Origin of the sequence: Fibrobacter sp. UWB12, assembly GCF_900142485.1 — a bacterium.
Lineage (GTDB): Bacteria > Fibrobacterota > Fibrobacteria > Fibrobacterales > Fibrobacteraceae > Fibrobacter.
Genome location: NZ_FRAZ01000007.1, coordinates 34,663 through 57,963 on the forward strand (window position 1 = coordinate 34,663; position 23,301 = coordinate 57,963).

Below are 23,301 nucleotides of genomic sequence, written 5' to 3' on the forward strand. Positions count from 1 at the left end.
ACCCCAGTTTCCGTTTTTCTGATCACTTTCATTATTAGGCATAATTGTTTTCCTCTTTTTTCACCTTAGGCGGAATTGCCCTTGATGCAAAACAAAAATACCTTGTTCGCTTTTGAAGTACAAGGTATTCGAGTCGATAGAAATTTTCAAAAAAAAGGGGTAAAAGAAAAAAAGAGGGGATAGAGGAAAAATGTGAAAAAAAACGGGGGTATATGATGAACGAAACTAGACTATTCGTCGAGCAATATCCTCCACTACCTTTTGCATTTCCCTTGGAGAAGTTTGTAGTTCACGCATGTCAAAATGAGTAAGTAAGCCAACTCCCGATTTTTGAACAGAAAGTACTGCAGAGAGAGAAAAGCCTGCATCTCCCATTATTTTTAAGATGTTGATTTTGGGACCAAGAAGATCACGCTTGAGACCTTCTCTATAGTCCGCATCAACATAACCCTTTTCGCTCATAGCATCAAAAATATCAAAGATACTTTCTGGAATTTGTTTCGTAGATTTTATTTCCGGAATTTTTATTTTGCCTAAGTTAGAAATAGATTTAACCTTTTCCGTATTTACACCTAATGCGCCTAAGGTATCAGCAATGTATCTTGGAACTTCTTGAACTGATTTTATTTCTGGGATTCTTGAAACGTCAAAGCCAGAAACGAGTTTTGTCGTTAACGATTCGTAATTATCGTCCTGCTCTATTGGTGTAGGATTAGAAAATTGAGTCATTAAACGTTTAATATCTACTTTAGGAGCTTTCTTACCATAAAGTTCTTTTTCGCTCGGTTCAGACATTTTTCCTGAAATATTTTTTCTTTTCGCTTCTTCAATTTCATCCTTTGTCGTTAGTTTTAGTTTGCAGATACACCGCCAAGTTTCGTGGGCGATGAGTTCCAAAGTGCTTCTTTCTTTTTTTACATAAAGCAATGGAAGTAGCTGTACATTATAGTATCGACCTAAGTAGAATAAATTATTCAACGGAACGCGAAAACCTTTGACGTCTCCAGTTTTTTCAGAGGAAACATTACCAAAGGCAACAAACATTTCCTTGAAGAAAATTGATTTATTTTCCTCGCTAAGTTTGGCAAAATCAACTTTATCCAATTGTTCTTTAAACCACTCGCGAACATTATGTAATTCATCCGCTGGGGAATCTATATAGTTTTTTATTGTTTCGAACTTTTGATTATGGTTCTCAAGCCATTCCCTATTATAGTCACATGGGGTGTCTTCTCTATCGTATGGATAATTAAAGAAGAACCTTTTAAAAAACTCTACAGACTCTATTCTTCTGTATTTGTATATAAAGGATGAAAACGTCCGAACGAATATAAATTGTTCAATTAAATATTGAAGCAGTTTTTTATCATCTGAAGAAAAATCCTTTGAAAACAAACAACGATTTACGTTTTCAAATAATTTAAGACATTTGAGTTCTGATTCAAATAAAGATTGCTTTAATTCGCTCGAATTTGATGGTGTTGAGGAGACCTTAAAGAAAGTACGATAGCAAAAATCAAAAATTTTTTTTGAAAGAGAACTTCTTTTTTTCGTTTCTTCTGGAGAGATGATTTGTGGATCAAATTTTTCAAACTTTATAAAATCAATAAATGATTCAACGACAGCCTTATGAGCGTGTTCTATTGATTGAATTTCTTCAAATTTTGTCTTGAAGAAGGAAAAGAATTGTATGTGAAATCCCATATTTTTCAATATGGAATCGTAAGCGTTATAAAATTCAATACAACAAGGCTCTTTATATTTTTTGAACATAGAACGCAATATACTTAATCCATATGTTATAGAACAAGCGATTAAGGTTAAAAGAGTCGTTTATCATAAGCCCGAACGTTATAGGGCTAGAGCGAGGAGCACATTTAGGGGTTAAAACGACCAAAAATTTCGCTTTTTCGAAAAAAAATCAAACTGTTTACAACCCCTCGGCTTCACGAGCCCACTGATCGTCTAAATCGGGATGTTCCTTGCGGAATCGCCTTAATGCTTTATGAATTTCCCAATTTAAGTTCAGACCCTCAGCTTGGCACTTAGGTTTCAGTTCGTTATACAGTTCCTTCACTTTTTCTTCGAGTGTCATATTAACTCCTTGTTTGAGCATAATATATGAAAACAATATGACAAATATTGTCACATTAAAGACTATGATAAAAAACTGTATAATTAGTTGAGCGGTTGCATACAAAAAGACCGCAGCATTTTATTGCTACGGTCTATTCCTATATCACCCGAATAAATTCGTCTGCCCTAGAGCCTCTTTTATCGTTTTCATAGTGGATTGACTAAAAGTACTCGTGCTCCATTCACTAATAAATTTAGACGCTTGATTACGGACTCTATCATATAATTCTACGGGAGCAGTCATTGGAGAATTCGCCTGTTGTTCTGGATATATTCCAAATTCTTCTAGTTCTTTAACAACACGTTCAATCGTTTTGGTACAATTGCTAAAATACTCACTACCTCTAACTCTGATGAATCTCCAACCGATTCGTTCAAGAATCGCTTGTCGTTCCATATCTTCTCGAATCTTATTTTCTCCACTGTGGAATCGTTCGCCATCACATTCAAGCGCAACTTTTTGTTTTCCATAATGAATGACCATATCCAAGCGGTACGCACCAACAGGATACTGCATCGTAATGCAATACCCCTTTGAAGTTAGCGCCTTTGCAACCATCTCTTCAAATGGCGATTCCGATTTCGCTTCGGTTTCCATAATTTGCCTTGCCACAGCTGTTGGATTTTGCGCATAATCAATTAAGCGCTTACGCAAATCACCTGGCTTAAGGTCCTTAGCAGGATCAAGCGAATGGACAACCCACATTTGATTTTTTGCTCGGCTAGCGGCCACATTATATCTTTTTTTCATAGCATCATCAACGCCTTCTGTAGTCATTCTTACAGGGCCACCTTCATTTGGAGAATCAACAAGCGTTAAGAAAATTACGTCGCGTTCATCACCTTGGAAATTTGCTGCATCGCCGCACAAAACCTTATGCTTTTCCAAATCCTTAGGTTCAATATACTGATACATATAGGACAATATCTTTTTCACTTGATCTGTGCCTAAAAGTGAAATTATGCCAAATGTTTTTTCGGAATATTCTTCTTGCATCATACAAGACTTTAACAATGCAACAACTGTTTTCGCTTCTTCATCATTACATTTCCCAAAGCGAGTTTCACCTGCAACATGGTAATTTACAACAGCAGGCAAGAGTTTGTTATCGCTTCCATCACGCATAGGCTTAATTTTACAATTATAAGACAATGCATTACTAAACCCAATTATTTCAGGCACACATCTAAAATGCTCTCTAAGCATTAATGGATGGAAAGTCGTATTTGCAATATCATAAACAGAGCCCTTCATATCATACAAATTATAGTTAGGCACTACATTTTTTAGATACATATCTAAAAGATTATTGCATTGATTAACATCCACACCAATTGCCATAGGACTTACTTGTTGGTCATCGCCTACAATAATCGCTTTTTTAGCCATATAAACCATAGCCAAAGCAGAAATATCCGCTTGACTAGCTTCATCAATAATAATGACATCAAAAGTATTTACTCCAGGAACCAACGAGTCAAAGACTTTACTCATAGGCATAATCCAAGACGGGACTGCAGTCTGACATTTTGCCATCAATTTTCGAGCTTCAGCTCTATAACGTGGTGCATTTTTTCCAGTACCTTTACCTATTTTCTTCGCAATCTGTTTCCACCCCATCAAAGCTTGCTTCAAATCAATATTACGCTCCGTTTCTTGTAGCAAATGGAACCACGCACTTTTTTCCGCATACTGGGCCGTTATTTTTCGATACTCTTTACTCAATTCCATACTTTGCCGTTGCAATTTATCAAACGGTTCGGCAACGAGATCCTCTATAATTTGATACCCCTGTTTCCATTTCCATGCATCCATAATATTTGCAGGGACAATATTTTCTCCATGAAATCCTTCTCTACGACGGATTGCATCAGCCCAATCAGGAGCAACTCCATCTATTTTCGACAATAGCGTTTTACGCTTTTGAAGAACTTCATTCTTATTCAATACATATCGAAGGTCTTCATAGGCGCTCGCATACATTTCTGGATCTTCAGATCCAATTGCCTGTATCAAATTTTTACATATATCAGAATAAATTCGTTCATTCAATCCTAGCGAAGTCTTTATCGCCTGAATAGCTAGTTCTGTAGTAGCCAATCTATCAGAAGAAATGATAATTTCAGCAACAGAATCAATCGTTTTTACCGATTCTATGACTCTATTGACATATTTTTCATCGATATACGCCACGTCATCTAAGAATAGAGACAACGGAAGTTTTGCTTCATTCGCAGCACTTTTTAACGGAATTAGATATTTTTCATTCCATGCCAAAGAATTTTCTATCAGTGGAATGTATGTCGCCGCCACCTTTATTGGGTATTGCGATCCTAAGTCCATCAATTCAGAATCATCTCCATACTCTGCGATTAAATCGTGCCAATAAACTCCGCACCTATTTATTTCTAAACAATATTCTAAGTATTCGCTTAAAAGTTCACAATCTTCAACACTTTCGAAAGGTCTGCCATCAATCAGCACACCATCAAAAACCAAATTAAAGTCCTTGTTAAAGAAGCGCGTGAATTTAGATATTCTTCCTTTCTCTCTATAGATTGGAAGCATTTTATCAACAATTGGCTTCAAATTAACATTTTTATCTTTAATGTCGATTTCTTTACCAAACGAAATCCTAATAAACTTTTCACATTTTTCATCTGCCAATTTAATCTGTTTTATAAGGGTATCCCATCGTTCCCCAAGTGCGCCACCATTCATTCTATCAACAGCAGCAGCAACCTGCCATCGTTTCATCATTTTAAGACTAGAACAAATATTCCTTAACGCAGTAATACTTTCAATGTCAGGACTGCCAAGGACAACATCTTTAAACAAACCACATTTAGCAATAGTCAGTGATTTTGAACCATACACTCTATTTACTTTACATCCAAAACAACGTTCAAAAATCTTTATTTTGTCCGATTCTTGCTGTAAAGTTTGAATTTCCGCACCGAATTTGTCCGGCTGTGGTAAGTCAGTCAATGAGGGTAAATGATATGAAAACTCTCTTTCTTCCTGCTTTGTAATGTCTTTATTAGTGGAGTACAACTCACGCAATTCATCATAAGACAAAGGCAAAGGAGCATTCGTTGTTACTTTACCCGGAATATATGATAATTTTCCCGTATTTTCAACAATAAATTTAGCGACTTGCGAAGGTGATAGAAGTTCTCCACAAATATTAATAGAACCACATTCACTTTGAATTAAGCCAAATATTTTCTTTCTCAATTCGCCAAGATCTTTTATGATTTGCTTGCGATCCCTCCCTATTTTTTCCATATCCTTCTGGAGGCCATACGAATCGTTACGGGACATATATTCAGTAATTCCGTCAACGGAACGTTCCATATCTTCTCTGGAATCATCGAGAATTGATACACATAAACTTTGAAGATTAGGCACAACCTTATCTTTTAAAACAGTCAAGGCTTTCTTCGTATGACTTGTCACAAGAACCTTTTTTCCTTGCGCAAGAAAATGGCCTAACAAATTTGCAATGGTATGTGTTTTTCCTGTACCCGGAGGACCTTGCACCAAAACCGCATTGTATTTTTCTATTCGTTGCGCAATTTCTAACTGTTCTTTATTAGCTTCCTTTGACAATAAAATATCAACATCCTCACCACCAACAGACGCTAGGGATTCTTCTAAACTAGGGTCTTCATGTATTTCAACCTCTTCTGAAATGCCTCCACTTACAATTTCCTTCAAATAAGGCGGTATCTCACCCCCATTTTCCAAATCATTAAGAATCATATTAACAGCGTTCAAAACGCCATCACGCTTCTTTCTGATATAGAACACCGGCTTCATATATAACAACAACCTATTTGTATATGAAGACAAATCTGGATTTTCTTCTTCAACAAATCTGTTGTCAGGACACAAAGACGCAACAAACCTTTTTAAAAAATCCTGAGCTTCAGTTCTATTCAGCGGATGAATATCCTTTGTATCCAGCTCATTTTTAAAATCGGGGAAATAGCCAAGGAACACGTCTTTCATGCTACGAATAAAAGATTCGTACAATTCAACACCATCATCAAGGTCCGTTATCTGAATAGCGTCGTCATTTTGCAAAAAAGTAATTTTGACCTTACGAGACAAAATTGGATGATTGAATTCATTATTTTCTTTATCACAAAGAAAACCATTTGCAACAGCTAATTCTATCGAATCAGACATCTGTTCCAATTGAACGTATTTTCCATATAATAAAATGAAAAAATCTTGTATTTTTTTTAACTCGTTATATCGTTCAACCCATTTTTCTCTTTTTACAGACCACTTGTTATATGCTTCCGCTCGAGCAGGAAAATCTCCAAAAAATTCAAATTCTATTTCATCGGGATTTTTTGATTTAGGTTTCTTCTTTAATATCAAATCTCCCTTATATTGAGCATCATCGTAACCTCGACAAAGCCACCCATCCAAACACTCGTCAGGAACTGGACACAAAGGCAGTTGCGGTTTACGAACCGTAAGTATTATATTAGAGGGTTCTTCGCCATCAACATCTTTATATGACAAAGAAACCCATTCTGCAGATTCTGGTATCTCTGAAAAAAACAGTTTCCATTCATAACTATTTGGAGCAATAAAATTCGTTATGTTCTTTGACCTCATCTTATTCAATTCACGTATATACTGAAAAAGATGTATTACTTTTTCCCTTGCGTCCATAAAAAGCTCTCGTTTTATCAATTGTTAAATATTTTGATCCACCTTAAAATTACATAAATACGAGAGAAAAAAAGATTCACCCTCTTTCGCGGGAATGATATTTTAGAGCAAAAATGGCAATTGTTCGCTACTCATCATAGTATGTCACATTCTGTCATTATCTGTTTATATATTTATCGCATCGAGGTTTTATAGAGTCGTTTATGATTTTCGAAGGAGATCTTCATATCTTTAATGTTCTACATCATGCAAAAAACAGGTAATTTTTAATACATTGTATCGCTATTTTACTAAAGTTTATCTATTTTTTAGTAAAATAGGAGTACTTTATGAGAACCACAATGAATACAATCAGCGCAAGAATCGATTCAAAGCTTAAAACTCAAGCCGAAAATTTATTCGATGAACTCGGGATGAACATGTCGACAGCGATTACCGTTTTCTTGAAGCAAGTTGTTCGTCTCCGCAAGATTCCGTTCGAAATAGCACTTGACACCCCCAATGACGAAACTATCGCCGCCATGGCCGAAGCAAACGAAATTGCAAGCGGTAAGCGCAAGAGCAAATCATACAAGAACGCCAAAGCAATGATTAAGGACATTCTAGACGAATGATGGAAATCAAAACCACTTCAAAATTCAGAAAAGACCTTAAGCAAGCCAAAAAGAAGGGATTAAATATAGACCTTCTGCAAAAGATAGTAGACGATTTGGCGGCAGGGAAAAAGCTTGACGAGCGTCACCACGACCACGCACTCGTTGGAGATTGGGTTTCTTTTCGAGAATGTCACATCCAACCGGACTGGTTGTTGATTTATAAGATTTCAGGTAACACGCTTATATTGACACTGGCGCGAACGGGCTCGCACAGCGATTTGTTCAAGAAATAAAATAAGACCGCAGCGAATAAGCTACGGTCTTCTTGTAAATCACTGGATCCTTCGACTTCGGCGCGGCGCGCCTTCGCTCAGGATGACATAATCATAGATTGCTTCGTCGCCTTTCGACTCCTCGCAATGACGTAATTGTCAGTTGCGACTTTGTCGCAGTAGCCTACGCCTCGGAAATGACCATGCTAGCGCGGTCGCTTCACTCGGCTTATGGCTACTTCACCAAGATGTTCACGAGCTTGCCCGAAACGACCCCGGAACAAGTCCGGGGCAGGCTCAATACTATGCTGGCTTCACGACGATATTGACCAACTTACCCGGCACAACAATCGACTTGACAACCTGCATACCCTTCATGAATTCCTTCATGCGGTCATTTTCCATGGCGAGCTTTTCGAGGGCGGCCTTGTCCAAGTCCTTAGCAACAGAAGCCTTGGCACGGACCTTGCCGTTCACCTGGAACACGACTTCGACAGTGTTTTCCACAGCCTTGGAGTGGTCGGCTTCCGGCCAGGCGACGTTCGTAAGCGAGCCTTCGTGACCGAGGATGCTCCACATTTCTTCGGCGATGTGCGGGGCAAACGGGTGCAAGAGCTTGACGAACGTTTCGCACGGTTCGCGGTAGCGCTTGTCCATCTTCATCATTTCGTTGTTGAAGATCATCAACTGGCTGATGGCGGTGTTGAAGCTCATGTTTTCAATGTCGTTCGTGACCTTGATGACGCTCTGGTGCATCACCTTTTCGATAGCTTCCGGAGCGGCTTCGTCAACGAATACCGGGGCTTCATCGCTGTCGCCGACAACAGAACGCCAGGCGCGGCCGAGGAAGCGGTTCATGCCTTCGATGCCCTTGGTCTGCCACGGCTTCACGGCGTCCAGCGGGCCCATGAACATTTCGTACAAGCGAAGGCTATCAGCACCGTAATCACGGACAACGTCATCCGGGTTCACGACGTTCTTGAGGGACTTACTCATCTTAGCCACAATCTGCTTGAGTTCGATGTCCGTACCCTTCTTGAAGTACTTGCCGTTCTTTTCTTCGACTTCGTCGGTGGGGACCTTGGAGCCAGCAGCATCTTCGTATGCAAAGGCAAGAATCATGCCCTGGTTGAAGAGCTTCTGGAACGGTTCGTCGGTAGAGACGAGGCCGAGATCGAACAAAACCTTGTGCCAGAAACGGCTGTAGAGCAAGTGAAGCACGGCGTGTTCGGCACCACCCACATAGAGGTCGACCGGCATCCAGTACTTTTCAAGTTCCTTTGCCACAAATGCGTCGCCGTTGCAAGCGTCGATGTAGCGGAGGTAATACCAGCAAGAACCAGCCCACTGCGGCATGGTGTTCGTTTCGCGAATACCCTTGCGGCCGTTCTTATCTGTGACCTGGAGCCATTCGGTGGCGTTCGCGAGCGGAGACTGACCGCCGTCACCCGGCTTGTAGTCCTTGAGTTCCGGCAAGAGCACCGGAAGTTCGGCATCGTCCACCGTAGAGATTTCGCCATCTTCCCAGTGGATAATCGGGAACGGTTCACCCCAGTAGCGCTGACGGCTGAAGAGCCAATCGCGGAGCTTGTAGTTCACGGTAGCCTTACCGATCTTGTTGGCTTCGAGCCATTCGATGACCTTGGCGATACCCTGCTTCTTGTTGAGACCGTTCAGGCAGAGCGTTGCATTTTCGCTGTTGATGTAGGTGCCGTCGGCAGCCCAGCAGGCTTCGCCAGCGAGAACCTTCGGGCGAACATCTTCGGGGCAGCTTGCATCGGGTTCCATGATGCAGATGACAGGCAAATTAAACTTCTTCGCGAAATCGAAGTCGCGGGTATCGTGGGCGGGCACGGCCATGATGGCACCGGTGCCGTAGCCGGTCAAAACGTAGTCGGCTACCCACACCGGAATCTTCGTGCCGGTGAGCGGGTTCACAGCGTAAGAACCAGTAAACACGCCGGTCTTTTCCTTGGCGAGTTCCGTACGGTCGAGGTCGCTCTTGAGAGCGGCGGCATGCACGTATTCTTCCACGGCGGCCTTCTGTTCGGCAGTCGTGAGTTCCGGCACCATAGCGTGTTCCGGAGCAACGACCATGTAGGTTGCACCGAACAGCGTATCGCAACGGGTCGTGTAAACGCGGAGCTTCTTTTCGGTCGGCTTGCCTTCAGCATCGGCAATGGCAAAATCAACTTCGGCACCGTAGCTCTTGCCGATCCAGTTCTTCTGCATGTCCTTCACGCCCTGCGGCCAGTCGAGCTTGTCGAGGCCCTTCAGCAGGCGGTCGCCATACAGCGGGATGCGCATGAGCCACTGCTTGAGGTTACGGCGTTCCACTTCCTTGGTACCGCACTTTTCGTGAGAACCGTCATTCAAGACTTCTTCATTAGCGCAGACAATCTTGCAGTGCTTGCACCACCACACCTGAGCATCGGCGTAATAAGCGAGGCGCTTGGAATCCTTGTACTTGCGGACTTCGGCTGCACCCTTGGCTTCGACATCAGCAGGAATCGGGAGTTCTTCAATCGGGCGGCCCTTCTGCTGGTCTTCATCGAACCAGGTGCCGTAAAGGCGCTTGAAAATCCACTGCGTCCACTTGTAATACTTCGGGTCGGTGGTGTTGACTTCCTTGTTCCAGTCGTAAGAAAGACCGAGGCGCTTGATCTGGCGGCGGAAATTGTCGCAGTTCTTCTTGGTGGTAATGGCCGGGTGCGTACCGGTCTGAATGGCGTACTGTTCAGCGGGGAGGCCGAAAGCGTCCCAACCCATCGGGTGAAGCACATTGAAACCGCGGCTGCGCTTGTAGCGGCAAATGATATCCGTTGCAGTGTAACCTTCCGGGTGACCTACATGGAGGCCAGCACCACTCGGGTACGGGAACATATCCAAGCAATAATACTTCGGCTTGGACTTGTCTTCGCCAGTCTTAAACGTCTGATGTTCTTCCCAGTAGGCTTGCCACTTGGTTTCGATTTCTTGCGGATTATACTTTGCCATTATTTATTCCTCTAACGCCGCGACGGAACCGCCACGACCTCATTAAATTTTCGAGGCAAAATTTAGAAAATTATCTAGAAGGATTCACATTCTTCCCAGTCGTTCTGCTCATTGAACCTGTAGCATTTCGTGCCATCAGACATTTCCACAGAACAAGTATCGCCGACAACGGTATCCTCTTTTTGGCAATTAGCGATTATTTGTGCCTTATCCGTGAGCGAAAGTGAAGCTTCTCTCCAAGCACCATTCCCAACATACGTGTAAGAATACTGGGAGCATCCTACACCTACAAAACATTCTTCCTTAGTGCACACGTCACCAACAGCAACACCCGTCGTATCACAGGTTATTCTCCGGTCTCTTAAGGTCCACAGCCCCTTTTCGCACCTATAATACTTTGTTTGTCCAACATAATGGAATCTAGGATTGCTTGCACCCACCCACGCAGAATCCACCTTGCCTTCTTCTTCGGCGGAGCACGTCAACTCAGACAAACTATGGTATTCCTCATATCCAATTTTAACCCACTGATTGTTAGTGCACTTGTAATATAAGTTGCCTGGCCAGTGCGTATTGAAAAAAGCATAAAGTTCCTTGCGGCCTTCATTTTCGGCATTGCATTTTACTTCTTGCCATCCATTTTCTGCATAGGTATAAAGAGAAATTTCAGCATGGTCCAAAATCGAAAACGTTTCTTCGATTTTAGGGCCATAGGCTTCGAGCAAACAAAAATACTCCGTCTTCACGCCGTCAAACGCAGCAATACTAACAGCATCATGTTGTTCTCTACATTTTTCATTCATTTTTTCCAACGAAGGGCGTTCAATTTCTTGAACTGAACTACTCGAAGCCACATTGCTAGAAGACTCAGGGCTTGAAACAGCCTCGTTGCTAGAAGATACTGGACCTGAGCCTGTTTCACTACTAGAAGCCACGCTACTCGAAGATTCTACAGCCGACGATCCAGTCGCTGCGGGAATCGGGTTATTCACGGCATCGTCACCGCACGCCGTAAAAGACAAAACTGAAATAGATGCTAGCATCGCTAGCACCGAAGCATGATTCCTTTTGAACATAAAAATTCCCTATACGTTCCAAAATTTTATCCAAAAATATAAACTTATTTTATCAAAAGACACATTTTCTAATAAATGTAAGCGAAAAAGAATTTCAATTTTTACTGTGCCTTTTTCTCTGGATAAATAAAGGAGATTCTCACAATAGAATTATCCTTGCATCCAACAACACGGCTTAACCGATATCGACTAGCAGGAATCGTATCCCGAACGCTTTGGGGGTCTTCAGATTTGCTACACACTGTGTTATGGAGTAGTTCGTCAGCAATTTCTTCATCTGTAGTTTCCAAAGTCCAAGTTCCATCTTCCCGGTAGCGATAATAATTCTGAGGCAAGCAATAACTATACTGAAAACCGATATCATAATTATGCTCTAGCTTTTGCGCCAAGAGAACATCCTTATCCCAGCAATCTTCAAGCAAGCCTGCAGCACGATCATTTACAGAAGCTTCTTTAGGCAAATCCAGAACATCGTATTCCTCGTCAGTCAAGCCCTTTTTCCGAGGATCCGTATATTGTTGCGGAATAAGTTTTGTGGGTTTCCATTTACCTTCACCACAATAATAGAACGCACCATCAGATTCTTTAAAACGTTGTCTATAATACGCGTATTCACGAATCGGGCATGCGCCCAATTTAGGGTCAAAATTACTTTCATGCCAATAGCCATCCTCAAATAGATAGTAGTGCATTTCGCCTTGAGATTCAAACGAGCAAGTATCTCCTTCAACAATTTTACTAGTCGTGCAGTTATAAACAACTTCATCTACGAGTTCCCACACATTACGCAAGCATTGATAGTATTCCGTATATCCATCTGAATATGTAATTTTTCCAGTATCCCATTCATTTTCAGCATTGCATTCTTTGGCAGGTGCTTTTAAGCAATCGCTTTCATTCCATTTACCGTTTCCCGCATATTCATAGCATTTTCCCCAACGGTCGCCACAGCAGTAAAAGCCGCCCTCCGAAATATGCACATTACAAAGACTCCCTACAGATACACCCGCAGTATCGCAAGCGGCAACCGGCTCCGCCTCATACCAATTGCCCTTTTCGCACTTATAATAATTAATCGTAAAGCCATATTTAGCATTACCATTCCATATCGAATCGACAGCGCCCTCATTGTGCGCATCACACTTTGAAAGTTGCGTTAAATTCACGATTCTTGACGCGCTCGAAATTTCAGAACTACTCGAAGCCACATCACTAGAAGATATTGGATTTGAAAAGGTTTCGCTGCTCGAAGATTCAGCCGCCGAAGATTCGGTTGCCATGGGCATCGGGTTATTCACCACATCGTCGCTGCATGCCGTAAAAGACAAAAACGAAAAAGATGCAAGCATCGCTAGCGCATAGCCATGATTCCTTCCGAACATAAAAACAACTCCCATTATGTTCCAAAATTTATCAGTAAAATACAAACTCACAATTTCAAAAACCATTTTTACAAAAATTTGTAAGAAAAAAAGAAGCCCAGGCATTTGCCCAGGCTCATTTGCAAGTCTAGAGAAACTTTACGGGGCATCTTCACCCGAATCAACATTGGTTACTCTATTCCAAGTACCGCTTACACATTTAAAAAGAATGACCACATTGCCTGTTTCATTTCCCAACGTCATCTTTTCTAGCGAGCCTTCATTTTCAGCGGAACACTCTTTGGGCACAACTATACGATTTCTGTCCATAATACCGCCAGGCACATCACTCAAAGCACCCAAAGTACTCCAAATGCCACCTCCTTCATAAGTGTAGAAATACTCAGTAGATCCTAATCCAGCCATCCATTCCGTCTTGGAGCAAACCGCCCCCGGCGTAAGTCCGGTCGTATCACATGCGAGCCACTTATCTCCATGAATCCACGAGCCCTTTTCGCAACGATAATACTCCTCGGTACCCACAAAACGGAATCTAGGATTACCGTCATTCCCTGTCCATAAAGAATCGACTTCACCTTCGTTTTCATCATTGCATACTCTGTCAATCGGAGATTTAACAGACGACGAAGATTCCGGAGTCGCAGACGATGATTCAGGTATCAAAGACTTGATACTGCTCGACGAACTAAGCGGCAAAGGCTCTGAACTGCTGGACGATTCCAACAGCAAAATTTCCGAGCTGCTCGAAACCACATCGCTAGAAGACTCCTGAGCCGACGACTCCACAGCGCCCGTTTCCGACGAAGACGATTCCGCAATTGGCTGAAACGGACCGCTTACGATATCGTCATTGCACGCCGTGAACGGCAACAACGAGAAAAACGCCAGCATAGCCAGCACAGAAACACGATTCCTTTTGAACATAAAAAGGGCCCTTCCTTTTTAAATACTACTTGATAAAATAGCACATTAAGCGTCATTTTATTTAAAATTTTATCAAAAATATATGATAAACAAGAGAACGGCTCTAGGTGGAATAGAGACTTTTCATCCCAATTAGCCTTTATTCCCTTTAAATAGCGCATTTCCGCCCTTCTGTAAACATTTTTTTCTTTTTATTTCAGCCGTATTAAAATATTTTTAACTCGTTGAACCTCCACGATTTGTTATAATTTCGCCATGCTTTTAAGAAAATCTTGCTTACTCGCGTCCATGGTTTTAGCACTTACCACAAGTGCATTCGCTCAAAGTTCCGACGATGACGAATGGGTCTCTGCCGACTCCAACAATTCGGGTTGGTCAGAAAACAAACAGTCCGGTTCTTACGACGGATCGAATGACAGCGAATTCGCAAACGACGAAGAATATGCCAGCGCATACGCAAGATACAAGACGCAGACGACTTCCCGCTCCGAAATCAGTAAGCAGCGTAGCGAAGGCTTTTCGCAATCTGTTTTCTTGGGAGCTCGTTTACAGGGTGGTTTTAACACATTCCTCGGTTCCAATTCCGAAGGGTGGGGCGCAGGTTGGAACGCCGGTGCAGGTCTTATCATCAAGATTTCCATGTTCTCGAAGAACTTCAGCCTCGTGCCGGAACTTACGTTCAACTACCGTCAGTACAATTACGAAAAAAACATGGGCGTTTACACGAACAAGGCAAAGCTCAACATTATGCTATTTGAGCTTCCGATCATGTTCCGTTACACGTTCGAACAATACGACTTTTTTGCAGCCGCCGGTTTGCACCTCGGGCTTAAGCTAATGGGCGATACAGAATTCAGCTCCGAAGCTAATGGCGGCGTGGTCACCGGAAACGTAGACAAGAGCACCAACACATTTGTTTCGACGAATATGGAAGTGGGCCTCGCTCTTGAAGGCGGCTACATGCTCACGCGTAACGTTCACTTGAACCTCCGCATTGTCCAGAGCTTTACGAACTTGCTGAACCAAGGCTTGACGGTGGAACAGTCGTTTGCGAACTCGACACTCCTCACGTTCTACACCAACGTCGGTATCGCATTCTTGTTCTAATCGAATAGTTATTGGCCAGTGGTCACCAGTCAATAGTTAGAACTATGAAAAGCAAAAAAGGAAGCGTCAAACGCTTCCTTTTTTTATAACTGAACAACGCTCGCCTCGCCCAGGACACCACACGGGCACTTACTTTCGGCGGAGTCTCGGGATTTCCTTCTGGATGAGGAGTTTCTCGATCGGGGCAAATTCTTCGTGCGGCTTGATCGCTTCCTTGTAAAGCACGTTAGCAAGCGTCGGGTTGTGTGCAAGGAAAGCAATCAGAATTGCGTTGCGCAAGAAGAATTCATCCATCGCAGCGACTTCGTACTTCTCGTAGAATTTTGCAACATATTCCGCAGCGAGCCTGTAATTCTTGGCGCGGGCTGCTTCCATGATGTTGAACTCATCCACGAACGATTCCGGCAATGCACCCGCATTCACAAGCTTGCGAACCTTAACATAGACCTTGTTCGTGTCGCGAGCTTCCATCGGCACGCCACGCATCCATTCCACATACTCTTCGCGGAATTTTTTCCAATCTGGGGAAGTTTCATCCACTTTGAATTTCGGGCGAACGAGGCTATCCACCGCCGTCGCTGAATCTTCTGCTTTTTCCTCACCGGCAACCGTCATCGTAACCGCAGCGGAAGAGACCTCTGCAGAAGAGACAGCCGCGGAATCCGCATCATTGTTAGAATCGTCAGCATTCGCGTCAAGCATCGCCGAGATGCCATCGAACGCCTTTTTGCGTTTTTTCACTTCTTTGATATAAGCGAGCAAAGCGCGTTCGCGGTACTTGTCCGTACCCGCCTTGAGCATGGATTGCACCTTTATCGGGCGGCGCAACGCATAATCTGCCGAGTCCAAATATTCCGGCCAGCAAATTTCGCAGCTGTCAAACACCTGCACAATGCGTGCATTCGAATGCACGAAGCGAGCTTCTTCAGCCTTGTTGTCGACAATCGGGATAAACGTGCTATTCGGTTCCACGCCATCCAGGAGCGACGTAATCATCTTCGACGTAAAGAGGAAATTCTGTTCGCCAAAGAAATCCGGTTCGCGGTGGATGCGCTTGAATTCCTTCACGAGCGTTGAATCCGTGCTGAAGCGCCCAATTGCACGCTGCATCACAGGTTCGTCACTAGCGACTATGATAATGTCCGGTTCCTCAGGAGCCTTGTACAAGCTCACGTACGGGAACGTCACGTCGAGCGCCTTCAAGATGTTGAGGAACAGCAAGTCATTGAATTCATATGTCTGGATCCATTGCACCCAAAGTCCGCCCGGTTTCATGTAGCGGCGCATCTTGGTGTAAAATTCATGACTGAACAAGCTTGCGACACCGCTCACCCACGGGTTCGAAGGTACGCTAATCATCAAGTCGTACTTGCGGCGGTTCGTGAGGAAGAACGTCTGTGCGTCATCAATGAAAATGTGAATTCGCGGGTCATCATAACCACGAGCGTTCCACGGATAAAATCCGCGAGCGAGGTTCATCATTTCTTCTTCGATTTCTACGCAGTCAAAATCGCGCACCAGCGGGTCGGCAAGCAAGTAATGCGCACCCATGCCGCTTCCAAAGCCGACCATTGCTGCATCGTAAGGCTTGTCCTTCATGGCCATCGGCATAAATGCAGTCGCCGCCTGCGTGAGTTCGTCGCCTTCAATCGGGCGTTCACGATTCTTGCTCATGCTCGCATCGGCCTTGCCGTTCGTCTTCACGTAATAATGCACGTCGGATTCGTGGAAGCTGATTGTCGCCGTCTTGCCGTCACGCACGATAATCTTCTCATCCGGATGCAAATTCTTGAACGCACGGAACGCACCCGACGTAATCATGTGCGGATCAAAATTCACAAAGAACGAAGGCAAAATCATAATCGCCGTCATCACGTAGAACAGCACGCTATAGCGAAACTTTTTGCGATAAATGACAAGCAAGACAAAGCCAATCATAAAGTCGAGTACAGCCGCGAGCACAAGCGAACCCTTGAGCTGCAAAAGCGGCAACAGCAAAAGTCCACCGCCGGCAGAACCGAGAATCGAACCGACCGTATTCCAGCCGTAAACCTTACCAATCGGAGCCTCGCTCTTGAACGCACGCGTTAAGATCAACGTAATCAGCGGGAGCGTCATGCCCGCAAAGAAACTCGTCGGCACCATCCACAAAATCGAAAGTACGTACTTGAAAATGCTCCAGCAAACATAACCGTCATTCGTCGTATTGAAAATCTGGTTTGCAATGTTCATGCCTTCCCAGAACGGCTTGTAAAAATACAGAGTGCAAAGCGCAAAGAATCCCATGAAAATCTGCGCGAGCGAAAGCACCACCAGCGAATCTTTTTTCAAGAGCTTTCCGCTCACGGCACTGCCAATCGCAAGGCCAAGAATAAATGCCGAAAGCATCTGGTCAAAGCTGTGGCTCGAAGATCCCATCAACAGCGAAAGCAAACGGATCCAGACAATTTCATAGACAAACGAAGTAAGGCCCGTAATTCCCGCTATCCAGAACCACATGTTCTTCGGAGGCATCGCAAGCTTGTGTTCCGCCACATAATCTTCATTGAGCGGTTCCGCGCGCATTTCGCGAACACTCGCCGCATCCCCGCCAGCCGTTGCCAGCGCCCCAGCGCCCTCCTCTTCAAGTTCTTCTTCATGCGTCGAAGGCGCCGTATAGCCGATATAGCAGAACACTGCCGCCAACAAGAAGTTTATCGAAGCCGCCACACAAAGCGTTGCATGATTGCCTAGCACAGGAATCAACGTGTAGCTTGTGAACAAAATACCAATTGCACTGCCGAGACTGTTCGTAAAGTAAAGCATCGGGAGCGAAACTTCGGCACCACTCTTTCGCATAAGTCCCGCCGCAATGAACGGGAACGTCATACCCACCGCAATCGCAATCGGGAGCGTCGAACCCGTCGCCAGCACCACCTTCAGAATTTCCGCTCCGCGCGAACTCAACCCCGCCACAAAATTCGAATCGTAAAAGTAATCCGTGAGCCAAATGTACATCGGGTGGTAAATGATGCCGCCAATGCCAATTGCAAGTTCCACCGCCGCGTACCCGAGCAGCGGCCTCTTCACGCGCTCCACCAGTTTGCCCGCGACAAAACTGCCAATCGCAAGCCCGCCCATGTAAATGCAGAGCGTGAGCACCTGACCATAGCTCGAATGTCCGAGGAAAAGTTTAAGGTACCTGGCCCACGACCCCTCGTAAATGAGACCCGCAAAACCAGAGAGAGCAAAAAGCGCGTAAATAACGATATTCATGAGTGCAAATCTATACTAATTAAGTAGTTATAAATCACCCGCAACGCTTTTTCATTGTAACTTTTTAAAGACTTTTCTTTTAGATAAAAAGCACACGCAGCCGTCATTGAAATCATTCAACCGATTAATCTACATACCATTTCAATAGGAATATGTAATTTAGGGTATTATGGGTTCATGGCTCGTGACAGCAATCCGAGCATTTTCTATCTTTATGCATAAAAGCAAATATACGCATAAATTCGAATTTTAAACACGGAAATCAAAATGACTCTTCGCGAAGCGTTTGAATCAAAGATGATGCTGCTCGATGGCGGCATGGGCTCTGTTATCCAGACTTACGGGATTAAGGGCGCCAACAACGATATGCTCTCCATCGAAAAGCCCGAGATAATTCTCGACATCCAGCGTCGTTACGTGGATGCAGGCGTGGATTGCCTCACCACGAATACGTTCTCGAGCCAGCGCGTGAGCCAACACGAATACCACCAGGAACATCGCATCGCCGAGATGAACCGCGCTTCCGTGAAAATCGCAAAGCAGGCCGCCGAAGAAGGCTTCAAGAAGTACGGCCGCAAGGTCTATATCTTAGGTGACGTCGGCCCGACAAGTAAGATGCTTTCCATGAGCGAAGACGTAAACGACCCGGCAAGCCGCGCCATCACTTTTGACGAACTCGAAGATGCGTACTTGGAACAAATTTCCGTGCTCATGGAAGAAGGCGTTGACGCCATCCTGATTGAAACGATTTTTGATACGCTGAACGCGAAGGCAGCCCTCAGCGCTTACAGCAAGGCAAACGATGCGCGCATTGAAGCCGCAAAAGCAGCAGGCACTCCCGAAGCCGAAATTAAGCCGATTGAAGTTATGCTCTCGATGACCGTGAGCGACGCCTCCGGCCGTACGCTTTCGGGCCAGACCGTCGAAGCATTTGCCGTGAGCGTGATGCACATGCATCCGCTTTCCATCGGCTTAAACTGCGGTCTCGGTGCAGACGGCATGGTGCCGTACCTCCGCCGCATGGGAGCCATCGCTCCGTGCTACCTCAGCTGCCATCCGAACGCAGGTCTTCCGAACCAGTTCGGCGGTTACGACGACACGCCCGAAGACATGGTGCGCCTGATGCGCGTTTATCTGGACGACAAGCTCGTAAACATGATTGGCGGTTGCTGCGGTACGACTCCGGAACATATCGCCGCGATGCGCCAGATGCTTGATGCGCTCCCGGCCGATTACAAGCGCCGTGAACCCGCGCCGAAGTACGTCACTAGCCCGCGCCTCCGCCTTGCGGGGCTCGAACCGTTGTTCAGAGAACAGGTTCGCCCGAGCAACGGCGCCGACAGCTGCAATGCCGATGATTTCGTGAAGGTCGGCGAACGTTGCAACGTCGCGGGCTCCAAGAAGTTCCTGCGCCTCATCAACGAGAAGAATTACGAAGAAGCGCTCGACATTGCCCGTAAGCAGGTCGATGACGGCGCCGACGTCATTGACGTCAACATGGACGACGGCCTCCTCGATGCGACCGCCGAAATGCGCACATTCTTGAACTTGATAGCATCGGACCCGGCCGTAAGCCGCGTGCCTATCATGGTCGACAGCTCCCGCTTCGAAGTCATCGAAGAAGGCCTCAAATGCATCCAGGGCAAGAGCATCGTGAACTCGATTTCGCTTAAGATGGGCGAAAAAGCGTTTATCGAACACGCGCTCACCGTGAAGCGCCTCGGCGCCGCCGTGATCGTGATGCTCTTCGACGAAGAAGGCCAGGCCACCAACTACGAGCGTCGCGTACAAATTGCATCCCGCGCTTACGATATCATGGTGAAGCAGCTGCACTTCGACCCTTCCGATATCATTTACGACCCGAACGTTTTGACAGTCGCTACCGGCATGGCAGAACACAATGCCTACGCCATTGACTTTATCCGCGCTGTCCGCTGGATTATGGACAACCTCCCCGGCGTCCGCATCTCGGGCGGTCTTTCGAACCTTTCGTTCGCATTCCGCGGCAACAACTACTTGCGCGAAGCGATGCACACAACGTTCTTGCATTACGCCATCCCGAACGGCATGGGCATGGCCATCATGAACCCGAGTGCCATTATCAAGTACAAGACGATTCCGCTTGAACTCCGCATGGCGATTACCGAAGTCATCTTCAACACGGAACCGGAAGCAAGCGAAGAACTCATTGAAATTGCAAGCCGCATGAACGCTGCCGCCGCAGCCGCCAAAGAAACAGGCGCCAAGTACGATCCGAAAGCCATTTTCGCCGTAAGCACAGGCGCAAGCACATCTTCTGACGAAGGCAACGCAGCTGCTGACGCCAAGCCCACCACGCCCGAAGAACGCTTGCAAGAAGCTCTCCTCAAGGGAACATCTACAACGCTCCAACCGGATTTGATGGAGCTCATCAACCGCGGCGATAGCCCGGTCGGCATTATTTCTGGCCCACTCATGGACGGCATGAACGAAGTCGGCCGTCGTTTCGGTGAAGGCAAGATGTTCCTCCCGCAAGTCGTCAAAACCGCACGTACCATGAAAAAGGCTGTGGAAATTTTGCAGCCTTACATCGAAGCGGGCAAGGACGCAAACGCATCGAGCCGCGGTAAAATCGTTATCGCAACCGTCAAGGGCGACGTGCACGATATAGGCAAGAACATTGTTTCCGTGATTATGGCTTGTAACGGCTATGACATGGTAGACCTCGGTGTGATGGTTCCTGAAGATGTGATTGTCAAGGCCGCGATTGAAAACAAAGCAGATATCTTGAGCCTTTCCGGTCTTATCACGCCGTCTCTCGAAGAAATGTGTACGGTCGCAAAGGCCATGCAAGCCGCCGGTCAGCGCATTCCAATTATTGTCGGAGGCGCCACCACCTCGCCCACGCATACCGCCGTGAAAATCGCTCCATGCTATGACGGCCCTGTTTTCCATGTGCGCGACGCAGCAAGCAATCCGGGCCTCGCCCAGAAATTGCTCGACCCCGCCACCCGCGAACAGACAATTCAAGAAAACCGCGAAGAGCAACAACGCATCCGCGACAAGCAAAACGGCATCAAGACCGAGGCTGCAAACGCCATGGCCGCAGCAACCTCCACACCGGAAGAACGCCGCTATAAATGCGACTGGAGCAAGTACCAGCCAGTAGAACCGCCGTTCATGGGCGAAAGCAAGCTCCCGCCGATTCCTATCGAAAAGATTATCCCGCTCATCAGCTGGGAATACTTCTTCTTCACTTGGAAAATCAAGCCGGACGAAGAAGAGGCGAAAAAACTCAAGGCCGACGCCGAAGCGCTCATCAAGTCGCTCACAAAGCCCGAATACGCACTCCGCGCCGTTCAAGCATTCTACCCTGCCGCCGGTACTGAAAAATCCGTTATCTTCAACACGGGCCGCACAGGCACCGATGAAGACCTCGTGGAAGTTTCAACTGCGCGCCAGCAGAATCCCGAAGGCACTTGCCTTGCCCTCTGCGACTACATCGCTCCGGCAAACGCAAATACCGCAAGCGTTTTCGCATCCCCCGCAGGCAAGGACGTTTTCCGCGACATCGTCGGTGCATTTGCAGTGACCATGAGCGACACGTTCGTCAAGCGTTTAGAAAAGCTGAAAGCCGAACAGGGCGGCAGCGACTACGACGTTCTCCTCATGCAGACCGTTGCAGATCGCCTCGCCGAAGCAGGCGCAGAATACTTGAGCCAAGAACTCGAACGCACAAGCGGCTGGAAGGGCATCCGCCCGGCCGTTGGCTACCCCGTGCTCCCGAACATCAAGGAAATCTTCAACATTGCAAAGCTCATCGACTTTGGCAGCGTAGGCATCAGCCTCACTGAAAATGGCGCCATGTACCCGCAAGCCTCCGTCAGCGGCCTCTACATCAGCCACCCCGAAATCGAATACTTCAATGTGAAAGTGTAACGGAAAAAACGTCGAACTTTCATAACCATTATAAATTGATTAATCAGTGATTAAATCGATTAATCACTTTTTCGCAAATTGCAATTTGCCGTTTTTCGCGTGAAAACGGCAATTTTTCTGTTGGCATGTTTTTTGCATCATTGACACTGATGAAATTATTATTTATCTTAAATATATCAGAGTCAAGAGTACTGCCTTTATGCGGTGCGTCAGGTTATCCTGCTTGGCTCTCTTTTATTTTGGAGGGCTGATGTATCTGTTGTATGCAGATGATTCAGGAGTCGCCTCTGATCCCAATGCCAAATACAGCGTATTAGCAGGTTTTGCAACATACGAAAACCAAACATATTGGATTCAAAAAGAAATTGATACCATTATGGAAAAATATCTAGGGCGTGCCGATATTGAATTGCACGCTAGTCCAATAAGAAGCGGGAAAGGATTTTGGCGAAGCGTACCCAAGCAAACAAGAGAAACTTTATTAAAAGAAAGCCTTAGCTACATAAAGGCGAATTACCCTCGCCAGTTTATTTTATTTGGAGCTGTCGTGAATAACAAAAAAGAAAGTGTGTCGGAGGAATTATTTTCGCAATTAACGAGTCGGTTTGACAAGTTCCTAAAGAGAAAGTTTATTAAGCATGGGGATTCTGCGAGGGGTCTTTGTATTTTTGATAAGTCAAAAAGGGAAAATCAATACCAGAACTGGTCACGAATATACCAAACGTTAGGGAACCGCTGGAATGAAAAACTAAATAATTTTGCTGAAGTTCCATTATTTTTGGAATCATCGATATCTCGTTCTATCCAAATTGCCGATTTAGTAGCTTTCTCCCTATACCGTTATTTTGTACACAATGATAATTCGTATTATTCAATTATTGAAAGTTGCTTTGATAAAGAGAATAGCCAAAATCACGGTTTATTTGTTTTGGAATAATTAACGCG

Annotated in this window: 13 protein-coding genes; 5 read left to right on the top strand and 8 right to left on the bottom strand. The window is 45.2% G+C overall.

What is annotated here, in order from left to right; all coding sequences use genetic code 11:
* Window positions 1-225: 225 nt before the first annotated feature.
* The 3 genes from BUA34_RS11530 to BUA34_RS11540 all read right to left on the bottom strand — a co-directional run bounded on the left by BUA34_RS11530 (window position 226) and on the right by BUA34_RS11540 (window position 6,829).
* Complete coding sequence (locus BUA34_RS11530; protein WP_072829751.1) at window positions 226-1,773, bottom strand: hypothetical protein; 1,548 nt, start codon at window positions 1,771-1,773, stop codon at window positions 226-228.
* Window positions 1,774-1,930: 157 nt separating this feature from the next.
* Window positions 1,931-2,095, bottom strand: a complete 165-nt coding sequence (locus BUA34_RS15935; RefSeq protein ID WP_173387921.1) for a hypothetical protein — start codon at window positions 2,093-2,095, stop codon at window positions 1,931-1,933.
* Window positions 2,096-2,239: 144 nt separating this feature from the next.
* Window positions 2,240-6,829, bottom strand: a complete 4,590-nt coding sequence (locus tag BUA34_RS11540) for an AAA domain-containing protein (protein ID WP_072829756.1) — start codon at window positions 6,827-6,829, stop codon at window positions 2,240-2,242.
* A gap of 329 nt (window positions 6,830-7,158) precedes the next feature.
* Between BUA34_RS11540 and BUA34_RS11545 the strand changes: the two genes are divergently transcribed.
* The gene (locus BUA34_RS11545; RefSeq protein WP_072829758.1) at window positions 7,159-7,443 is read left to right on the top strand and encodes a type II toxin-antitoxin system RelB/DinJ family antitoxin; all 285 of its coding nucleotides are present in this window, start codon (window positions 7,159-7,161) and stop codon (window positions 7,441-7,443) included.
* Window positions 7,440-7,718: a type II toxin-antitoxin system YafQ family toxin gene (locus BUA34_RS11550; protein WP_072829760.1), complete on the top strand. Its 279-nt coding sequence runs from the start codon at window positions 7,440-7,442 to the stop codon at window positions 7,716-7,718. The genes BUA34_RS11545 and BUA34_RS11550 overlap by 4 nt, the downstream gene beginning before the upstream one ends.
* Window positions 7,719-8,000: 282 nt before the next feature.
* Here the strand turns inward: BUA34_RS11550 and leuS are convergent, their stop codons facing one another.
* From leuS to BUA34_RS11570, 4 genes are all read right to left on the bottom strand, one after another.
* On the bottom strand, window positions 8,001-10,694 hold the full coding sequence (gene leuS, locus BUA34_RS11555; RefSeq protein ID WP_072829762.1) for a leucine--tRNA ligase: 2,694 nt from the start codon (window positions 10,692-10,694) through the stop codon (window positions 8,001-8,003).
* A gap of 74 nt (window positions 10,695-10,768) precedes the next feature.
* Complete coding sequence (locus BUA34_RS11560) at window positions 10,769-11,770, bottom strand: hypothetical protein (protein ID WP_072829764.1); 1,002 nt, start codon at window positions 11,768-11,770, stop codon at window positions 10,769-10,771.
* Between the two features lie 101 nt (window positions 11,771-11,871).
* Window positions 11,872-13,152, bottom strand: a complete 1,281-nt coding sequence (locus BUA34_RS11565) for a hypothetical protein (RefSeq protein WP_072830001.1) — start codon at window positions 13,150-13,152, stop codon at window positions 11,872-11,874.
* Window positions 13,153-13,290: 138 nt separating this feature from the next.
* Window positions 13,291-14,076 (bottom strand): hypothetical protein, encoded by a 786-nt coding sequence (locus BUA34_RS11570; RefSeq protein WP_072829766.1) that lies wholly within the window; start codon window positions 14,074-14,076, stop codon window positions 13,291-13,293.
* A gap of 288 nt (window positions 14,077-14,364) precedes the next feature.
* Between BUA34_RS11570 and BUA34_RS11575 the strand changes: the two genes are divergently transcribed.
* Window positions 14,365-15,183 (top strand): outer membrane beta-barrel protein, encoded by an 819-nt coding sequence (locus tag BUA34_RS11575; protein WP_072829768.1) that lies wholly within the window; start codon window positions 14,365-14,367, stop codon window positions 15,181-15,183.
* Window positions 15,184-15,312: 129 nt separating this feature from the next.
* Here BUA34_RS11575 and BUA34_RS11580 read toward each other — a convergent pair whose 3' ends face one another.
* On the bottom strand, window positions 15,313-18,438 hold the full coding sequence (locus tag BUA34_RS11580) for a fused MFS/spermidine synthase (RefSeq protein WP_072829770.1): 3,126 nt from the start codon (window positions 18,436-18,438) through the stop codon (window positions 15,313-15,315).
* 267 nt (window positions 18,439-18,705) lie between these two features.
* Here BUA34_RS11580 and metH point away from each other — a divergent pair, with 267 nt between their 5' ends.
* Window positions 18,706-22,356: a methionine synthase gene (metH, locus tag BUA34_RS11585; protein ID WP_072829773.1), complete on the top strand. Its 3,651-nt coding sequence runs from the start codon at window positions 18,706-18,708 to the stop codon at window positions 22,354-22,356.
* Between the two features lie 250 nt (window positions 22,357-22,606).
* A complete protein-coding gene (locus BUA34_RS11590) occupies window positions 22,607-23,293 on the top strand; it encodes a DUF3800 domain-containing protein (RefSeq protein ID WP_072829775.1) in 687 nt (228 codons plus the stop codon).
* Window positions 23,294-23,301: the final 8 nt, after the last annotated feature.